Source organism: Treponema putidum (genome assembly GCF_024401155.1).
In the GTDB taxonomy this organism is placed as follows: Bacteria; Spirochaetota; Spirochaetia; order Treponematales; family Treponemataceae; genus Treponema_B; species Treponema_B putidum.
In genome coordinates, this window is record NZ_CP038804.1 from 2,498,045 (window position 1) to 2,515,520 (window position 17,476).

The window sequence follows — 17,476 nt, forward strand, 5'->3', positions numbered from 1 at the left end:
AAAGAATTCAATAGGGAAAATTCTTTAAAATCCGGCATGCATCGGAACTTGTTTTATTGGTTGAAATTAAAATCTATTCCCAAAAGCCGTTATTTGCAAGGAGGACGGACAGAGCAGAAGTAAGGGCGGTTTCGGTTCGTAAAATGCGCTTTCCCATAGAGTAAGGAATAAAGCCGGCTGAAAAAAAGGCTTCCCTCTCGTTTTGGGTCCAACCCCTCTCACTTCCAATTGCTATAATCAGTTCTTCTCCTTTTTTCATTCTAAATGAAGAAAGGGGTTGGTGTTCTCCTATGTCGAGGAGAATCTTACCGCCTTTGAACGAGGCTGTCTTTAAATTTTTTAAGGCTTCTTTTACCGAGCTGCAAAAAGAAAATTCAGGCAGCAGGGTTTGGCCGGCTTGAGAGATACCGTCTAAGAGATATTTTTTTATTTCTTCGGAGCTTGAAAGGTTTGACTTTAAATAGGAACGCTCCCCCAATTCCGTACCGCATAGTACAATTTCGGCAAAGCCTAAACTCGCAGCGTCCCTAAGGATTCGCCTCAACTGAATGGGGCGGGGAAAGCCCAGAATTATTTTTATGGGCGGAAGAGGCAGAGGGTTACTCTCAATTTTATCGTCATCTATGTTATCTAAGTTTTTATCGGGTTCATTCGGACAAAAAGAAAAAACGATTTTTTCTTCGGAAAGGTGAAGAATAAGAGCCTCGCCTATTTTTCCGTTTATGATTCCGGCCTTAAAAATATCTCCTTCTTTTAAGTGCAAAATCTTTTTTATGTGAAGATAGCGTTCATCATTTTTATAAAAGAAAAAGCCGTTGTTTATGCTTTTATCGTTTTTGTAAAAAACACAGCCGCCGTTTATACAATCGGGATTTACACAATCGTCATCTGAAAACAAAATAATGTTCATTTATTTTCCTTAAATTGAGATTAGCTTTCTTCGCAAACATCCAATTCGGCTTCGGTAAGAATCGAGTAGTCATAACCCTGCTCGGCTAAAAACTTTTGACGCTTTTCGGCAAAGCCTTCTTCTATGGTTTGGCGGGTTACAATGCTGTAAAAATGGGAATCACATTCTTTGGGCCTCAAGATTCGTCCCAAACGCTGAGCCTCTTCTTGCCGGCTTCCGAAAACGCCCGAAACCTGAATAGCTACTGAAGCATCGGGTAAATCAATCGCAAAGTTTGCAACTTTAGAAACCACCAAAACATTTATCTCTCCCTTTCTAAATGCATCATACAAAAGTTCCCGCTCGGCATTTGTATTTTTTCCTGTGATTATAGGGGCATTTATTTCTTTTGCAATTGCTTCAAGTTGGGACAAGTACTGTCCGATTATAAGTATTTGATTATCCTTGTGCTTAGACAAAAGTTTTTTTACTATTTCGAGTTTTGCAGGGTTTTCGCTTGCAATACGGTGCTTTTCGCGCGTGGTACCTACAGCGTATTCTATCTCTTTTGCTGGAGCAATGTTTACCCTGATTTCGGTACAATAAGCTTTTGCTATCCAGCCCTTCTGTTCAAGGTCCTTCCAGGGCACATCAAACCTCTTAGGCCCTACAAGACTGAACACATCACCCTCACAGCCGTCCTCTCTCACAAGGGTCGCAGTAAGCCCGAGTCTTCTTATAACTTGAAGCTCTGCCGTAATTCTAAAAACCGGAGCCGGTAAAAGGTGAACCTCATCATAGATGATAAGACCCCATGCCCTTTCTCTAAAAATCTTAAAATGGGGGAAAGCCGCTTCGGTGTTGGGCCTCCAAGTGAGCACCTGATAGGTCGCTATCGTAACAGGCCTTATCTCTTTTACCTCGCCCGTGTATAAGCCTATGTCCTCATCTTTTATATTTGTCTTATCCAAAAGCTCCCGTCGCCACTGATAAACGGCAGCTACATTGGGGGTTAGAATAAGGGTGCTTGTTTTAAGAAGGCTCATCGTAAGCATTCCGACTATGGTTTTTCCCGAACCGCAGGGCAGAACAATTGTGCCGAAGCCTGTTCCTGCCGACTTATCGCCGACAAAGGAAGAGGCGGCATCCCGCTGATAGTCCCTGATTTCAAATTCGGCACCGCTTGAAGTTTTTTCTTTTAGAGAAATATCCAAAGGTTCTCCGTCACGGAGAGGTACCTCATCCTGTACAGGCCAACCCTGTTTTAAAAGAGCCTGCTTTACCGTTCCCCTGTTTAAAAGGGAAATCAAAAAGGAGTTTTCCTCATCGGTATCTTCTATTAAATATTTTGAAAGAATCTTGCTGCTTTTTAGTTCTTTAAAGATAAGAGAGTTTTCAGGCTTAAGGCGCAAAAATTCCGCTCCGGGAGTTTCGAGATTTATTTCGTCCGCTTGATTTTTTTCGGTTTCTTCGATAACATTAACTTTCCCCTCAAGTCCGTTTTTTTCTTCTTGAGACTTTTCGATAGGGAGGAGCTTTATTTTGCCGTAGCGTTCCATCGTCTCTTTCATCCAAACCAAGATAGAGTCGGGAACCTTAAACCGGGAAAAGCCTGTAAGGGTCTTCATAATAGAATCGGCTGAAAGCCCGACACCTGCCGCATTCCAAAGCGAGAGGGGGGTCAACCTATAAGTGTGGAGATGCTCAGGCGACTTTTCAAGCTCAGCAAAGGGGATAAGGGCAAAGCGGGCTTCGTTAGCTTCAGGATCGTGAATATCCAAAAGAATGGAGCGGTCTCCTTGAATTATAAGCGGTTTAGATTCTTGCATAGCCTGATATTATACAATTTTATTGGGGAGAATTCAAGGGAAGAAAAAAACAGGAGATGTGCAAATACAAAGTATTTATTGAATATTGGAAGTAAGCTATGAGACAAAAACAAATTATAGAACCTGTTGGGATATAGTAAAAGACTTAATCTCTAGTAAATTTTAAAAATTTATGCTACCATTGCCCCATGGCACATTGTATAGCTCCGGAAGCGGAAAAAATTTTAGATAAAGAATTTAAGGTTCTTGATAAGGGTTTTATCAGGTTGGTAGACTACATGGGAACAGATGCCCGAATAGTGCAGTCAGCCCGTGTTTCTTATGGGGAAGGGACTAAAACCGTCCGTGAAGATGCAGGCTTGATAGATTATCTTTTGCGGAACAAGCACACCTCGCCTTTTGAGCAAGTGGTTTTTACCTTTCATGTTAAGCTGCCCATTTTTGTTGCCCGCCAATGGATCAGGCATAGGACTGCCCGCTTAAACGAAATTTCGGGACGGTATTCTATATTAAAGCCCGAGTTTTATATACCCGCCGGAAACGATATCGCTTTGCAAAGCAGCGACAATAAGCAGGGCAGAATGAATGAGGCGGTTCCTCAAGACCTTCAAAATGAAGTTATAAATTCTTTACAAAAACAACAAGAAGAAATTTATGCGGGCTACTGTAAATTACTTGATAAAAATATTGCGAGAGAGCTTGCCAGAATAAATCTTCCCCTTTCTACTTATACCGAATGGTATTGGCAAATAGACTTGCATAATCTTTTTCATTTTTTGCGGCTGCGCATGGATGCTCATGCACAAAAAGAAATTAGAGACTATGCCGAAGTGATGTTCGAGATTTGTAAAACCGTAACCCCTCTTGCCTGTGCTTCTTTTGAGCGGTATGAAAAAAACGGCGTAAACTTTTCGGCAGAAGAACTTGAAGCTATTCGTAATTTAATAGCCGGAAAAGACAGCGGCTTAAAAGGAAAAGAGCTTGAACGGTTTAACGAAAAAATTAAAAGCGGAAGACAGGTATAAAACGCAAGGAACAGCAAAATGAGAAAACGAGATTATTTTGTCGTTACGGCTTTCGCTTTAAGCCTTATACTTTTATTTTTACAGCAATTTTATCCCGAAAATACACCCGGAATTATTATCCATACAATAGACATTATTATTCTTATCGCTGTTCTTGCAGAAACTTTTTTTGCCGTCAAGCAGGAAAAGTATATACGAAAATACTTTCAAAATAATCTTCCAAACTTTTTAGTAACAGTAATATTTGCATCGGTATTTATTATCTTTAAAATACAAATAGGTTTTAAAAATATTTCTGAAGAGCTAAGTATTGTTTTTGATATTTTTAAAAATATCTTTTTGTTTGGAAAAATAATTAGATTGATAAGCAAGCAGGCAGGATTGACTGCAAAAATTATTTCAAACCCTGCCCGTACTTTAATTATTTCTTTTTTTATGGTGATAATTATAGGCAGCTTTTTACTTATGCTTCCTGCCGTATCTGCAACAGGCGAACCCTTAAATTTTTTAACTGCACTTTTTACATCCGCTTCTGCCGTATGCGTTACGGGCTTAAGTGTTATAGATGTGTCATCTGAGTTTACCATAGTAGGAAAATTTATTTTGATTGTTTTAATTCAAGTCGGAGGACTAGGCATAATGGTTTTCTCATTTTTCGGAATGCTTGCCTTTCGAAAAAAAATGACGGTCAGTGAAAAACTCACAATCTCTTATATGGTCAGCGAAGACGATATGTCAAATCTTTTTAAAACATTGCGTATAATTGTTTTTTCTACATTTTTTATAGAAGCCCTAAGTGCTGTATTTTTATTTATAGGATTTTCACGCATTTTCGGTTTCAATCTTAAAGCTCTGGGCTTTGCAATCTTTCATGCGATATCCGCATTTTGTAATGCAGGTTTCGCTCTTTTTTCAAACAACTTGGAATCTTTTACTTCCGATATTATTATTACTCTAACAATAGGCTTTACCATAATTTTAGGCGGAATAAGTTTTGCGGTTATTTATGATGTTTTAGCTAAGGTCAGGACAGATATAAAAAATAAATTTTTGAAGAAAAAAAAGATTGATTATTTAATTTCGGTAAATACAAAAATGATTTTAGGCCTTACCGTTTTTATTCTTTTTATTTCTTTTTCTCTTTTTTATTTACTTGAACACCGCAATACAATGAAAGAACTTTCTTTGGGAAGTCAATACCTTGCAAGTTTTTTTCAGGCGATAACATTGCGTACTGCGGGATTTTCAACGGTTTCCTTTGTTAATTTAACAAATGCGACCTTGCTTTTTATGATATTTATAATGTTTATGGGAGGAGCCGCAGGAAGTACGGCCGGAGGAATAAAGTTGAACACGATTGCAGTGGTCTTTGCTTTTTTTAAATCTTTTTTAAAAAATCAAAAAACCGTTGTAATCAAAAATATTTCGGTACCTGAAGAGCAGGTAAAAAAAGCTTTTTTAATTTTCGGTTTCGGACTTGCAGCAATTTCGGTTGGAATTTTTTTATTAACAATTACTGAAAGCCTTCCTTTTTTAGCATTATTGTTTGAAACCGTTTCGGCTTTTGCAACCGTAGGACTTTCTACAGGAATAACGGCTGCTCTTTCACCTGCCGGAAAAATCGTAATAATAATTTTGATGTTTATCGGAAGAGTTGGCCCTTTAACTTTTTTAACTGCGGCCGGTAAAAAACAAAAAAATGATGATATAGAATATCCCTATGGAAATATAGCTATAGGATAATGGGAGGATATATGGAAACAACTAAAAACTTTGCAGTCATAGGTTTGGGAGAATTCGGTTCAAGAATTTGTGAGGTCCTCGTAGAAGGAGGTGCTTCGGTTGTAGCCTTTGACCATGATATTCAAGCCGTCGAAAGAATAAAAAAAATTGTTCCGGCAGCAATGCTTGTAGAAACTACAAATGAAGAAGCCCTTTTAAAAGCACCTTTAGATGATGTAGAGGTTGCTATAGTTGCTATCGGCAATAACATAGAAGCAAGTGTTTTAACTACTACTCTTTTAAAACAAAGAGACATTCCCTATGTTTTATCCCGTGCCGTTTCGCCTCTCCATGCAACCGTTCTAAGAAGGGTCGGAGCGAATGAAGTTTTAAACATTGAAATATCTGCTGCAACAAGAATTGCGAGACGGCTTATTTCTCCAGATGTAATGGATTCAATTGCCGTTACAAAAGATTTTTCAATAAGGGAAATTATTGTTCCGAAATTTTTTATTGGAAAAACTGTCGGAGCCCTTGCCTTAAAAGAAAAGTTCAATATAAATTTGATTGCCCTTGTCAGAATGGACTTGGATATAGATTCGGTGGGAAATCCTGTCAAGCAAGAGACTATGCATTATCCTGAAGATGAGCTTGAGTTGAGAGAGGGAGATAAACTTTTTTTGATAGGTGCAAATATAAAGCTCGAAGAATTTAGAAATATGTAGCGGAGTAAATATGATTTTTATTGAAAAAAAACTATTGTTTATAAGTTTAATCATATCATTCATTTTTATGATTACAATTTCCTTTTGGGCATACGGTGTAGGTATGAAAATTCCTCTTAAAGGAGATTCCGAACTTGTTTTATTTTTGGGATTTATATTTTCAGGCTTGCAAATAATTATGATTATCAATATCATGATAGGTGCAATAAAAAAGAAAAAAGATTTTTTAGCTTTAATGAAAACTATAAAAGCCGGAGGAATTTTATCCGAAAAGAAAATTGCAAAATTAGGCACTGTAGGATTTTTTTTACAAGATGCTCTTAGTACATCCAATACAATAACGGCTCAAAAGAGTTTAAAAATTGCAAGTCTTAACGGCTTAATTAAAAGCTTAATTGATATGATAGATATCCCTGTAGCAGTTGTCAACCTCAATGGAGAAATAGTAGAAGTTTCCCAAAAAATTAAGACCGAAATAGATTATAACAAAGATTTAAATATTGCAGATATTATTCCGCAAATAGATATTAGGGAAGCTTTTAAAGAAGCTTCCCTAAGTCATCTTCCCGTAAAACAAGGAGATAATATTTTAATACCCGTTTTTTCAACGATAGGAGATATAGCATATTTTTTAGTTGACATATCTAAGCATGGGGCTTTAACTAAATTTATAAATAATTTTATACCTCCCAAAAAGAAAGATGCCGGAAAACAAACAAAAAAAGGATTTTTTAAAATTTTAGGAAGCCCTAAAAAAGTTTAAATTTACAACTTATAAATCCCGTCTAATTTTACCGACGGCAAAACTCAATCATTTAATTTGTAGGAATAAACGAGTAAAAATTATTTCCAATCTTCTATGGTTAAGTTTTTTATACGGCAGAATTCTTTTGTATTGTCGGTAACAAGAATTAGATTTTTCGCTAGTGCCTGTGCCGCTATCAACATATCATAGGCTCCTATAATTTTCCCTTCATTTTTTAGGCTGGTCCTTATTTTTCCAAATTCCTCGGCATCTCTATCATCAAAATTTAAAACAGAAAAAGGTGTTAAAAATTTTATTAATGATATTCTATTTCTTTCCATATATTTACTATTGTATACGCCGAACTGTAACTCTGCCACAGTAATACTTGAAATGTAAATTCCCAAGTGTTTCTTCTCTTTAATTTTGTGAAGTACATTAGGACTTTTTTTATTTTTAAGAAATATACAGATATTTGTATCCAATAGGTACATTATAAACCTTTCCGATTCTGTAATTCAGGCTGGTTTCTTCCTTCCTCCATAAAATCGTCGGTAAAACCGTTTAAGCCTTCTAAAAAGGTTTCCCATTCCCTGTTTTTTGGGAATAAAATAACGGACTCTCCGGCTCTGCGGATAAAAACCTCGGTTCCCGAAAAATTATATTTTTTAGGCAGCCTAACTGCTTGACTCCTGCCGTTTTGGAATAATTTTGCCGTTTCCATACTACACCCCCTTAAAATAAGTATATATCATAGTATATATTATGTCAAGAAAACTATAATAGAAATTTTGTCATTAATATAAATCCTAATTTATAAAATAAATAGAACATCCCACTTGACAATATTATATCATCTATAATATTATATTATATATATTATTTTTTAGAAAAGAGGGTGTTTATGTTTAAGGGTGCTTTGTATTATTTTGCTATGTGCTGGCGGCTTGACAAGCGTTTTCCTGTTGTCATTTTATTAAAAGAAATTTTAAATGCCGTAAAAACTGTAATGACGGTGGTGCTGCCTAAGTTCATTATCGATGCTTTGTTTACAACACAAAATAAAGAAGAAGCTGTTAAGTTTTTACTCATATATGCCGGAACCTTATTTGCGATAAGTCTTATAACAGCCGTTTTAAACCGTTCTACAATTATTTTAAAAAGCATCTCCTTTCAGCGATTCCAAGCTGATATAGGAAAAAAATTAATGCAGGTAGATTATGAACGGCTCGAAACTCCCGAATTCTTAAACTTAAAGCAAAAGGCGGAACAATATGCATATTCAGGCGGTTACGGATTTGCCGTAATCTTAGAAGACTCCGTCGGTTTATTCGGTAAACTGCTCACTTTTGCAGGTCTTATCTCCGTTATCGCAATTTTAAGCCCATGGCTTGTACTTGCAGTTATCATAATTGTAGCTCTTAATTCTTTGGTCTTTGCAACAACAAATAAACATGGGATAAAATACCGCATGGAACAATCCGTGCAGGAAAGGCGTATCGGCTACTATTCTAAAAAAATGGAAGATTTTCAATACGGAAAAGAAATCCGTACTTATAATTTAGCTCCGTGGTTTTTAGAAAAATACAATCAGCAAATTAAAGTGCTCGGAAAATTTTATAATAACATAGCCAATACCCGTTTTATAAGCGGCGCCTTTAATTCTTTTACCTTTGCCGTTCAATTAATCATAAGCTATTTTTTTGTAATTAAGCAAACATTAGACTCCGCTCTTTCGGTAGGAAATTTTACAATGTATCTTGCAGCAGTAAGTTCATTCGCTTCAATACTATCCGAAATTATAAAAACCGTAGTTCAGCTTTCGCAATTCAACACTTATTTTGCGGCTTTTAAAGAATACATGAATATGCCGTCTATGGAAAATACAAAAGGCGGAAAGCCTATTTTATCTGAAAACTTTGACATCGAATTTCAAAATGTTTCTTTTAAGTACGGTACAAGTGAAAAATTTGCCTTACAAAATGTAAACGTGAAATTTAATTCCAAAGAACGGATTGCAATCATCGGGGAAAACGGTGCAGGTAAATCAACTTTTGTAAAACTTTTAATGCGCCTTTATGAACCTACCGAAAGGAAAATTTTAATTAACGATATCGACATAAAAGAAATAGACTATAACCACTATCAAACTTGGTTTGCCGCCGTCTTCCAAGATTTTAAAATTTTTTCTTTCAGCATAAAAGAAAATATTACCTTCGGCAATGATAAAACCGAAGAAGACAAAAAACGATTGGAAAATATCGTTTCGGCATCCGGTTTAAAAGAAATTACCGATAAATTGGATAAGGGGTTGGAAACTTTGGTGTACCGTGATTTTGATGGTGCAGGTTTTACTCCATCGGGAGGAGAAGGCCAAAAAATTGCAATAGCCAGAGCCGCATATAAAAATGCCCCGATAGTAATTTTAGACGAGCCGACCGCAGCCCTCGACCCAAAAGCCGAAAATAAAATCTATGAGCAGTTCGATTCTTTTTTTGCGGATAAGTGTTCTCTTTATATTTCGCATAGAATGGCGGTTACAAAATTTTCGGATAGGACTCTTGTATTCGACAATGCACAGATAGTCCAAGACGGGAATCACGAAACTCTTATAAATCAAGAAGGCAAATACAAGGAGCTTTATAACTTGCAGGCTAAGTATTATACAAAATCTTAACAAGGCTCAAATCTTTCAACCTCTTGCAAAATTTTAACATAAGGCGTAAAATGATACTATGATCGATACAAGCTATAAAACAATAGTAGAACATTTTAAAGCAAAGATGGCAGAACGGATTGTGGGTCAGCAAGAGCTTATCGAAGGAATTTTAACTGCGTATATTGCAGGTGGTCATGTGCTCCTTGAAGGCGTGCCCGGCCTTGCAAAAACCCTCATAGTAAAAACCTTTGCAGAATTATCGAATGTAATTTTTAAAAGAATTCAGTTTACACCCGACCTTCTTCCTGCCGATTTAATCGGAACTTTGATTTATCAGCAAAGTATCGGTAAGTTTTCCGTAAGGAGGGGCCCAATTTTTGCAAATATTGTTTTGGCCGATGAAATAAATAGAGCTCCTGCAAAGGTACAGTCTGCACTTTTGGAAGCCATGGCCGAAGGGCAGGTTACAATAGGGGAAAATTCTTATTCTTTGCCCGTGCCTTTTTTTGTGCTTGCAACTCAAAACCCTATTGAACAGGAAGGAACCTATCCCTTACCCGAAGCAGAGCTTGACCGTTTTTTATTAAAGCTATTTGTTCCATACCCTTCAATTGAAGAAGAAATAAATATAGTAAATAATTTTTCAAGCCTTAAGCCCAATGAAAACAAAGCAAGTCTTGGCCAAAGCGAGCCTATCTTGACACCGGAAAACTTAGAGATTCTCCGAAAAGCTGTAGAGCAAATTAAGTGTTTCCCCGAAATTACAAGCTATATAGTTTCAATTATTGCAGCTACCCGTCCCGTAAAAAATGTAAAGCAGGATGACTATATTCACGGAAACTATTTAAGCTATATTCTTTACGGGGCATCTCCAAGAGCCGGAATTGCTATTCAAAAGTGTGCAAAGATAAAAGCTCTATTTAACGGAAGAGATTATGTAATCCCTGAAGATGTAAAAGCCGTTGCCTACGCCGCTCTTAGGCATAGATTAAAACTTTCTTATGAAGCTGCCGCCGACAATTTATCGGCTGATGATATTATCGAAAAGCTGTTGGGAATTGTTCCCCAGCCGTAATTTTAGAAACATCTGCAATAAGAAAAATAATTTTACCCATCTCAACCTTTTCTATTTTAAATTCAATCTCGCCGATATTAATTTTTTCCCCCTCTTTAGGAAGGTATTCTGCCGTTTCAAGAATAAGGCCGCCTATCGTATCATTATAATCCGAATGAAAATCGGTATTTAAAATTCTATTAAGCTGAACTATGGGAACTCCTCCCGGAATTAGGATATGCGTACCGTCAACAATTTTCATTCCGTTTAAGGGATTTGTTTTTGTTTTAGTATATTCATCTTGAATGGAACCGAAAATAGCCGTGCTTATATCATCAATCGTTATAAGCCCCGCAGCAGAACCGTATTCATCTATAACAAAGGCCATATTCCTTTTATTTTTACTCATCGTTTTTATAGCTGAAAAAATATTTGCCGTTTTTGGAATAAATAAAGCCTTTCTTATAATTTTATTTATATCCGTTTCCGCTTTATGGCTTTTATAAAATAAAATGTCCTTATAATGAACGCTTCCTATTATTTTATCTTTTTCTCCTTTGTAAACCGGAAGACGGGAAAACATTGTTTTACGAAAAATGCTTATCATAGTTTCGAGTGATGAATTTATATCGAGGCTGACAATGTCTTCTTTTTTTGTCATTATGCTTTGTAGTTTTAATTCATGGAGCCTCACCGCTCTTTTAATTAATTCATGCTCTCCCGTTTGAAAAGTCCCGTCTGCCAAACTTATATTTATGAGCGTTTCCAAATAATCTTCGGAAAGTTCAGAGCTTTGATTGTTTTGTCTTTTTGAAACAAATTTAATGATAGAGTTAGACATAAGAGAAAAAATAAAGATAAGCGGTTTTAAAAGAAACCTTACGGCCGACAAGGGTACTAAAAATGTTTTTGTAATTTCTACGGCATTATAAGCGGCTATGGCCTTGGGTAAAATTTCAGCAAAGATAATTATAAGAACCGTTGTAATAGCAGTAGCAGCCGGAATATATTGCTGACCGTACATATCTATAACAAAAGCCGTTATTAAAGCGGAAGAAAGAGTATTTACAAAATTGGTGCCTATCAGAGTTGCGCTTACAATTTCATCTTTTCTTTCAATAAGAAAGGCAAGGGTTTTATTCTTTTTTGTCCGGCTTTTTTTTATTGCCTTATATTCTGCTCTTGTAATTGCAGTAACTGCCGTTTCGGATGCAGAAAAAAAGAATGCACAAAGAAGAAGAGCAATAAATTCTATTATTATTAAAGCTAATTCAAATTTCATTCTTCATCCCCTGCAATATTTACCTGCAATTCGCTTATTCTGTTCCCCTCGGTTTTTATAACCGTAAAATTATAGTTTTCTATTTTTATTGTAGAACCGATTTGCGGAACCTCTCCGCATTTTTCCATAATCAAGCCGCCTATTGTGTCATAATATTCGGAAGAAAATGAAGTTCCCAGATTTTCATTTAAATCGCTCAGCCTCATACTGCCTAAAATGGTTTGACTAAGATTTTGAGTTGCTTTATCATTTATATTATCAAGATTGGGTTCCTCTGCAGCTGCATCATCGGTATCGTATTCATCGGCTATGTTCCCGAATATCTCCTCATTTAAGTCTTCAAGAGTTGCAATACCTAAAGTTCCTCCATACTCGTCGATAACCACAACCATATTCTGCTTTTCTTTTCTAAATATTTCCTGCAATTTTGAAAGTTCGGTGTTTTCAAAAACAAGGACAGGTTTACGCAAATATTTTTTTATATCGAATTTCTCTTTTGATTCTTGTAAAAAATCTTTTGCAGCAGCTTCTGAAAATAAAAAATCTTTAATATAAAAAATACCGATAATTTCATCTATATCTTCTTTATAAACAGGAAATCTTGAAAATCTTGACGAATGAGAAAGTTCTATAATTTCTTTAGGATTTACATCAGAGGTAAGTCCTATTATATCGGGCCTCGGGGTCATAATATTTTTTACGGTTATATCTCCGTAGCTTAGTATTTTTTCGAGGACGGCTTTTTCTTCAGAACGCAAATCTCCATGCTCTTGGTGTACATCAAAAAAATCTTTTAAGTCTTCATCGGTTAAAGCTTCATTCGATTGAAAATTTTTTACACCTAAAAATTTTAAAAAGAATTTTGTAAAGCCTAAAAAAAGCCATTCAATAGGTGCAAGGAGTTTAATTAAAAATAAAATAAAGCCTGAAAATTTTAAGGCCAGCGGTTCCGAAAAAACCAGAGCAATCGATTTAGGCAGTATCTCACCGAAGATTAAAATTGCAATTGTTGCGGCTGTTACCGCAATACTCAAACCTTTTGCTCCTACCAGTTTTACAAGTAAAGCGGTTAATATTACCGATATTAAAATATTTACAAGACTATTGCCAATCAAAGAAGTCGTTAAAAATTTTTGTTTATCTTTTAAAATTTTTTCGACTCTGGCAGCTTTTTTATTTTTCTTTTCACGTAAATATTTTATCTTCAATTTATTTACGGATAAAAAAGCTGTTTCTCCCGACGAAAATATCATCGATAAAAAAAGAAGAGTAATTAAGAGTAAAATATACAGCCATTGCGGAGGGGGCTCGTTCATCCTATAAACCTATTTTATACCATAAGCCTTGCTTATCGGAATAACAAAAAGAATTCCATGCCCATCTTTTTCTACATCAGATTTTTTTCTGATTGCTTCAACAACTTTTTCAAGCCTGTCATCATCAACAATAGTTAAAACGATTTCTTTTTCGGGTTCGATTTCCATATCAAAGATAACTTTTGTTTGGTTTAAGCCTGAACCTCGTGCATGAATTATTGTTCCTCCTCGAGCTCCGGCTTCCAGCGAAGCATCAACGACTTCACCGGCTTTTCCTCTATTAACAATAGTAAATATGGCAGATTTCATAGTTTTTACCTCCTCCCTTTTAAATACGGGTTTTTCTTCTAGGGCATTTTTAATATTAATAAAACTTAAAGGCATACGGAATGCTATACCGAAATTCTTCCGTGTAAGATTGAATTTGTTATTTAGATTATCCATAAGACCGTCTAAAACATCTCCATGTCCGGCCGTTAAAATCAATTCTTTTCTTGTTTCTTGAATTCCTAAAAAATCAAGAAGTTTACTTTTTACCGTACCAAAGGCAATCATTATTGTAGCGCCGGTAAGACCCTTGTCTTTAGCATATCTTACGATTTTACGTGCACGCCCAAAAGGTACTAAAATAATCAGAAGGGAAAAATCTTTCATTTTTGCTCTCCTCCGCTTTTAATTTTAAATATCAATCCTAAAATTTGCAGTGAAATAATAGGAGCTAAAGCTACGGCGGCTATAATTCCAAAGCCGTCTATTAAAACATTCGCTGTCGGCGTAGAATCGGCAAGCCCCTGTGCAAGGGATAAAACAAATGTTGCCGTCATTGGACCTGACGCGACGCCTCCGGCATCAAAGGCTATACTTACAAAAAGATCCGGAACGATGATTGATAATAAAAGCGAAACTATATATCCGGGAAGTAAGATATGCCATAGCTGAAATGCCGGCTCTATAATTCTAAGTAAAGAAAGCATTACTGCAAAACTGACTCCTATACATAAAAATATTAAAACTATTTTGCGCGGAATATGGCCGCTTGTTACATTTTCTATTTGTACCGTCAAAACATATACGGCAGGTTCGGCCAAAATAGAAACAATACCTATCAGGGCTCCGATAAAAAGAATTAAAGGCCGTGTTCCTATTTCTCCCAATCGGCTTCCCATCGCTATTCCGACATCTAAAAAGCCCGATTTTGCTCCCCACATAAATAGAAATAAGCCTATCAATGTAATTATAAGACCTTTAATAATGGGAATTAAATCCTTGACCCGCAACTTAATGCTTATAAAGTTTGTAATTAAAAATATTACGGTCAAGGGTAAAAGAGACATAATACATTCATAAAGTACCGGTAAAAAATGTTCAGCAAAGGGATAAAATATTTGTGCATGTACATCTAAATTGAATACAAAATCATCGGCGGATATTTCTTTTGTTTTTCCTAATACGCTTAAAGCCAATACCGCTAAGATTGCTCCGGCAGATGCCATACCTACAAGACCGAAAGCATCCCGCTCGGAAGCAGCCGAATCTTTTTTCATCTCGGAAACACCTGCAGCCAAGGCCAAAATAAACGGAACGGTTATAGCACCTGTCGTAGTTCCGGAAGAATCGAAGGCAATTGAAATAAACTCTGCCGAAGAAAATAATGCAAGTAAAAATATAATGCCGTATGAAACTGCAAAAACAATTTTTTGCGAAATATTGAATACCGTTCGCAATATACCGAAAACCACAAAGGCTGCAACACCGACAGAAACGACTACAATGAGCCTTAAAGCCGGAATACCGCTTTTTGTTACCGTATTTACCTGACTTGCTAAAATCTGTAAATCAGGTTCTGCAATTGAAATTAAAAAGCCGAGGGCAAAGCCTCCTAAAATCAAAATAAAAATTTTATTCCGCTTTGTAATTTCTTTTCCCATCTGTAAACCGATTTTTGTAACGCTAATTTCGATTCCAAACAGAAATAAAGCAAGGCCTAATATTATGCATACACTTCCGATTAAAAATCTAATAAAGACTTGATAATCGATATGAATAAATGCAAAATTAAGAACAGTAGTCAAGATAACAATCGGTAAAACCGACATTAAGACTTCTTTAAATTTATCTGTTAGAATATTCATATTTTAAAACCTTAATATCCTTATCATTTTTTATTAGAGGCAATAAGCTTGATAATCAGCTCTCCATATTTATCTTTTTTTGCTTTCCCTATTCCAAAAACACCATCCAGCTCTGCAATGGTTGCCGGTTTTTTAAGCCCTAAGTCTAAGATGGTTTTATCTGAAAAAATAATATAAGCCGGAACCCTTGCTTCTTCTGCAAGTTCTCTTCGTTTTTGTTTTAATGCATTGACTATTGCCTCACCGCTGGCATCTAATTTGCTTTCAGATATTTGAGGTTTCGGCTTTTGTTTTGCTTCCTTTTTTATGGAATTTTCTTTTCCGTGATTAAAGGGGAGCAAAATACTTGTTCCGGCTTGAAGTTCTTTTTTTGCTTTTTGAGTAAGAGACAATACCGAGTAGTCTTCATCTTTTATAAGATAATCTTCGGTCAATAAAACACGGACAAGGGCAAACCAGCCTTCTCGGTTAAATTCCGTGCCGATTCCCCAGACTGAAAGGTCATTGTGTTTGTTTTCAAGTATACGTTTTTGCTTTGAGCCTAAAAGAACATCGATTATATAGCTGGCACCGAATCGGCATCCTGTTCTGACTACACAGGATAAAAATTTCTGAACAGGGACGGTTAGGTCGATTTTTTCTATTTTTTCGCGTGAGCAAAAATCACAGCAAGGTGCATCGCCCTGTATTTCTTTTAATTTTTCTTCAGAAATATTTTCTCCGAAATATTTTAAAAGCATTCTGCGCCGGCAGCTATTTGCTTGGGCATAATTACTGATAGCGGAAAGCATTGCTTCAGCCTTTTTGACCTCGTCAGGAGATTTATCCTGCATCAAGAATTTAAGTTTAAAAATGTCGGCAGCGGAAAAAAGCAAAAGAGCATGAGCCGGATTTCCATCTCGGCCTGCTCTGCCTATTTCCTGATAATATTGTTCAATGCTTTTGGGCAAATCAAAATGAATAACAAACCTTACATTGGGTTTATTTATTCCCATCCCAAAGGCCACGGTTGCTACAATTATTTCAATATCATCATTGATAAAATCGTTTTGCGTTTTTTGCCTGAGCTCATCGGATAGGCCTGCATGGTAGGGCTTTGCATTATACCCTAAAACAGATAATTGCACCGACAGGGTATCTGCCTGTTTACGGGAAAAACAGTAAATAATTCCGCTTTCTCCCTTATGTTCTTTTAGAAACTCTGAGGCTTGTTCAAAGGGCTTTTGTTTTTCTTTAACTTCCAAGAAAATATTTTTGCGGTTAAAACCGGCAATAAATTCCTTCGGCGTTTTGAGCTTTAGCATTTTTTTTATGTCAGAGCGTACTTTTTCAGTTGCTGTTGCCGTTATGGCAAGACAGACCGATTCTTTTAAGAGTTTGCGTATTTCAGCCAGTTGCCTGTATTCCGGCCTAAAATCATGACCCCATTCCGAAATGCAGTGAGCCTCATCTATCGTAAGACAATCCACTTTTATTGAAGAAAGAAGCTCTTTGCATCGTTCACTGACCAGAGTCTCAGGAGCAGCATAGAGGATTTTTACCTCTCCGTTTTTAATGCGGCGTATGTTATCGGTATATTTTTCCCAATCCAAAGAGCTGTTTAAGGCAACCGCTTCGACGCCGATAGTTTCCAAACCGCAAATTTGGTCATGCATGAGAGAGATAAGGGGCGAAACTACTATGGTTACCCCTTCAAAAATGAGAGCCGGAATCTGATAGCATAGAGATTTTCCCCCGCCTGTAGGCATTACTGCCAGAACATCTTTTTTTTGTAGAAGGCTATCTATTATTTCCTTTTGAAACGGTCTGAATTCATCATACCCGAAGACTTGCTTTAAAATGCTTTCGGGTGAGGTGAGTATTTTTTTATTGTCAGAACCTTTTGATCCGTGCGTCATATATGGCTGTTATTATACCCTAAAACGGCAAATTAAGCAAGCATCAAGCGAACAGTTATGGGAAGTAGATAGTGTACTATCCGGATGCTCAAATTAATTCAATATAAATTCTGGACAGCTATGAAAAAATAAGTTATAATTTTGAGTAATCAATAAAAAAAGGCTTAACGATGTTAAGCCTTGATGCTCCACAATGAGCA

At 36.3% G+C, this 17,476-nt stretch carries 15 protein-coding genes; 6 read left to right on the forward strand and 9 right to left on the reverse strand.

All coding sequences use genetic code 11. The annotated features are described in order from the left end of the window. Nucleotides 1-73 precede the first annotated feature (73 nt). Nucleotides 74-910, reverse strand: a complete 837-nt coding sequence (locus E4N74_RS11575; protein WP_255805369.1) for a 16S rRNA (uracil(1498)-N(3))-methyltransferase — start codon at nucleotides 908-910, stop codon at nucleotides 74-76. A gap of 20 nt (nucleotides 911-930) precedes the next feature. Further along, nucleotides 931-2,718: a DNA repair helicase XPB gene (locus E4N74_RS11580; RefSeq protein ID WP_255817833.1), complete on the reverse strand. Its 1,788-nt coding sequence runs from the start codon at nucleotides 2,716-2,718 to the stop codon at nucleotides 931-933. A 188-nt stretch (nucleotides 2,719-2,906) separates the two neighbouring features. Here E4N74_RS11580 and thyX point away from each other — a divergent pair, with 188 nt between their 5' ends. From thyX to E4N74_RS11600, 4 genes are read left to right on the forward strand one after another with little or no spacing between them, the layout of a single operon-like run. Continuing rightward, nucleotides 2,907-3,743 carry an FAD-dependent thymidylate synthase gene (gene thyX, locus E4N74_RS11585; RefSeq protein WP_255817842.1) on the forward strand — a complete coding sequence of 279 codons (837 nt, stop codon included), beginning with the start codon at nucleotides 2,907-2,909 and terminating at the stop codon, nucleotides 3,741-3,743. An 18-nt stretch (nucleotides 3,744-3,761) separates the two neighbouring features. Then, nucleotides 3,762-5,486 (forward strand): TrkH family potassium uptake protein, encoded by a 1,725-nt coding sequence (locus tag E4N74_RS11590; RefSeq protein ID WP_255817844.1) that lies wholly within the window; start codon nucleotides 3,762-3,764, stop codon nucleotides 5,484-5,486. A gap of 11 nt (nucleotides 5,487-5,497) precedes the next feature. Further along, nucleotides 5,498-6,190, forward strand: coding sequence for a potassium channel family protein (locus E4N74_RS11595; protein WP_255817846.1), 693 nt, complete (start codon nucleotides 5,498-5,500; stop codon nucleotides 6,188-6,190). A gap of 10 nt (nucleotides 6,191-6,200) precedes the next feature. Beyond that, entirely contained in the window at nucleotides 6,201-6,953 is a 753-nt protein-coding gene (locus E4N74_RS11600) for a hypothetical protein (RefSeq protein WP_255817848.1), read from the forward strand. An 80-nt stretch (nucleotides 6,954-7,033) separates the two neighbouring features. Here E4N74_RS11600 and vapC read toward each other — a convergent pair whose 3' ends face one another. Both vapC and vapB read right to left on the reverse strand, forming a co-directional pair. Beyond that, nucleotides 7,034-7,429: a type II toxin-antitoxin system tRNA(fMet)-specific endonuclease VapC gene (gene vapC / locus E4N74_RS11605; RefSeq protein WP_255817850.1), complete on the reverse strand. Its 396-nt coding sequence runs from the start codon at nucleotides 7,427-7,429 to the stop codon at nucleotides 7,034-7,036. Then, the gene (vapB, locus tag E4N74_RS11610; RefSeq protein ID WP_002692300.1) at nucleotides 7,429-7,659 is read right to left on the reverse strand and encodes a type II toxin-antitoxin system antitoxin VapB; all 231 of its coding nucleotides are present in this window, start codon (nucleotides 7,657-7,659) and stop codon (nucleotides 7,429-7,431) included. The genes vapC and vapB overlap by 1 nt, the downstream gene beginning before the upstream one ends. Nucleotides 7,660-7,839: 180 nt before the next feature. Here vapB and E4N74_RS11615 point away from each other — a divergent pair, with 180 nt between their 5' ends. Together E4N74_RS11615 and E4N74_RS11620 are read left to right on the forward strand one after the other, a co-directional pair. Beyond that, nucleotides 7,840-9,612 carry an ABC transporter ATP-binding protein gene (locus tag E4N74_RS11615; RefSeq protein WP_255817852.1) on the forward strand — a complete coding sequence of 591 codons (1,773 nt, stop codon included), beginning with the start codon at nucleotides 7,840-7,842 and terminating at the stop codon, nucleotides 9,610-9,612. A 58-nt stretch (nucleotides 9,613-9,670) separates the two neighbouring features. After that, nucleotides 9,671-10,669: an AAA family ATPase gene (locus E4N74_RS11620; RefSeq protein ID WP_255805377.1), complete on the forward strand. Its 999-nt coding sequence runs from the start codon at nucleotides 9,671-9,673 to the stop codon at nucleotides 10,667-10,669. On the opposite strand, the gene E4N74_RS11625 is transcribed toward E4N74_RS11620, so the two are convergent. The 5 genes from E4N74_RS11625 to recQ are packed head-to-tail and all read right to left on the reverse strand — an operon-like array spanning nucleotide 10,632 to nucleotide 17,276. Further along, entirely contained in the window at nucleotides 10,632-11,930 is a 1,299-nt protein-coding gene (locus tag E4N74_RS11625) for a hemolysin family protein (RefSeq protein ID WP_255805378.1), read from the reverse strand. The genes E4N74_RS11620 and E4N74_RS11625 overlap by 38 nt on opposite strands. After that, on the reverse strand, nucleotides 11,927-13,246 hold the full coding sequence (locus tag E4N74_RS11630) for a hemolysin family protein (protein ID WP_255817854.1): 1,320 nt from the start codon (nucleotides 13,244-13,246) through the stop codon (nucleotides 11,927-11,929). The genes E4N74_RS11625 and E4N74_RS11630 overlap by 4 nt, the downstream gene beginning before the upstream one ends. A gap of 9 nt (nucleotides 13,247-13,255) precedes the next feature. Further along, complete coding sequence (locus tag E4N74_RS11635) at nucleotides 13,256-13,900, reverse strand: P-II family nitrogen regulator (RefSeq protein ID WP_044978317.1); 645 nt, start codon at nucleotides 13,898-13,900, stop codon at nucleotides 13,256-13,258. Continuing rightward, entirely contained in the window at nucleotides 13,897-15,378 is a 1,482-nt protein-coding gene (locus tag E4N74_RS11640) for a DUF1538 domain-containing protein (RefSeq protein WP_044978318.1), read from the reverse strand. Before E4N74_RS11640 ends, E4N74_RS11635 begins: the two co-directional genes overlap by 4 nt. A 23-nt stretch (nucleotides 15,379-15,401) precedes the next feature. Continuing rightward, entirely contained in the window at nucleotides 15,402-17,276 is a 1,875-nt protein-coding gene (gene recQ, locus E4N74_RS11645) for a DNA helicase RecQ (protein WP_044978319.1), read from the reverse strand. Nucleotides 17,277-17,476 lie beyond the last annotated feature (200 nt).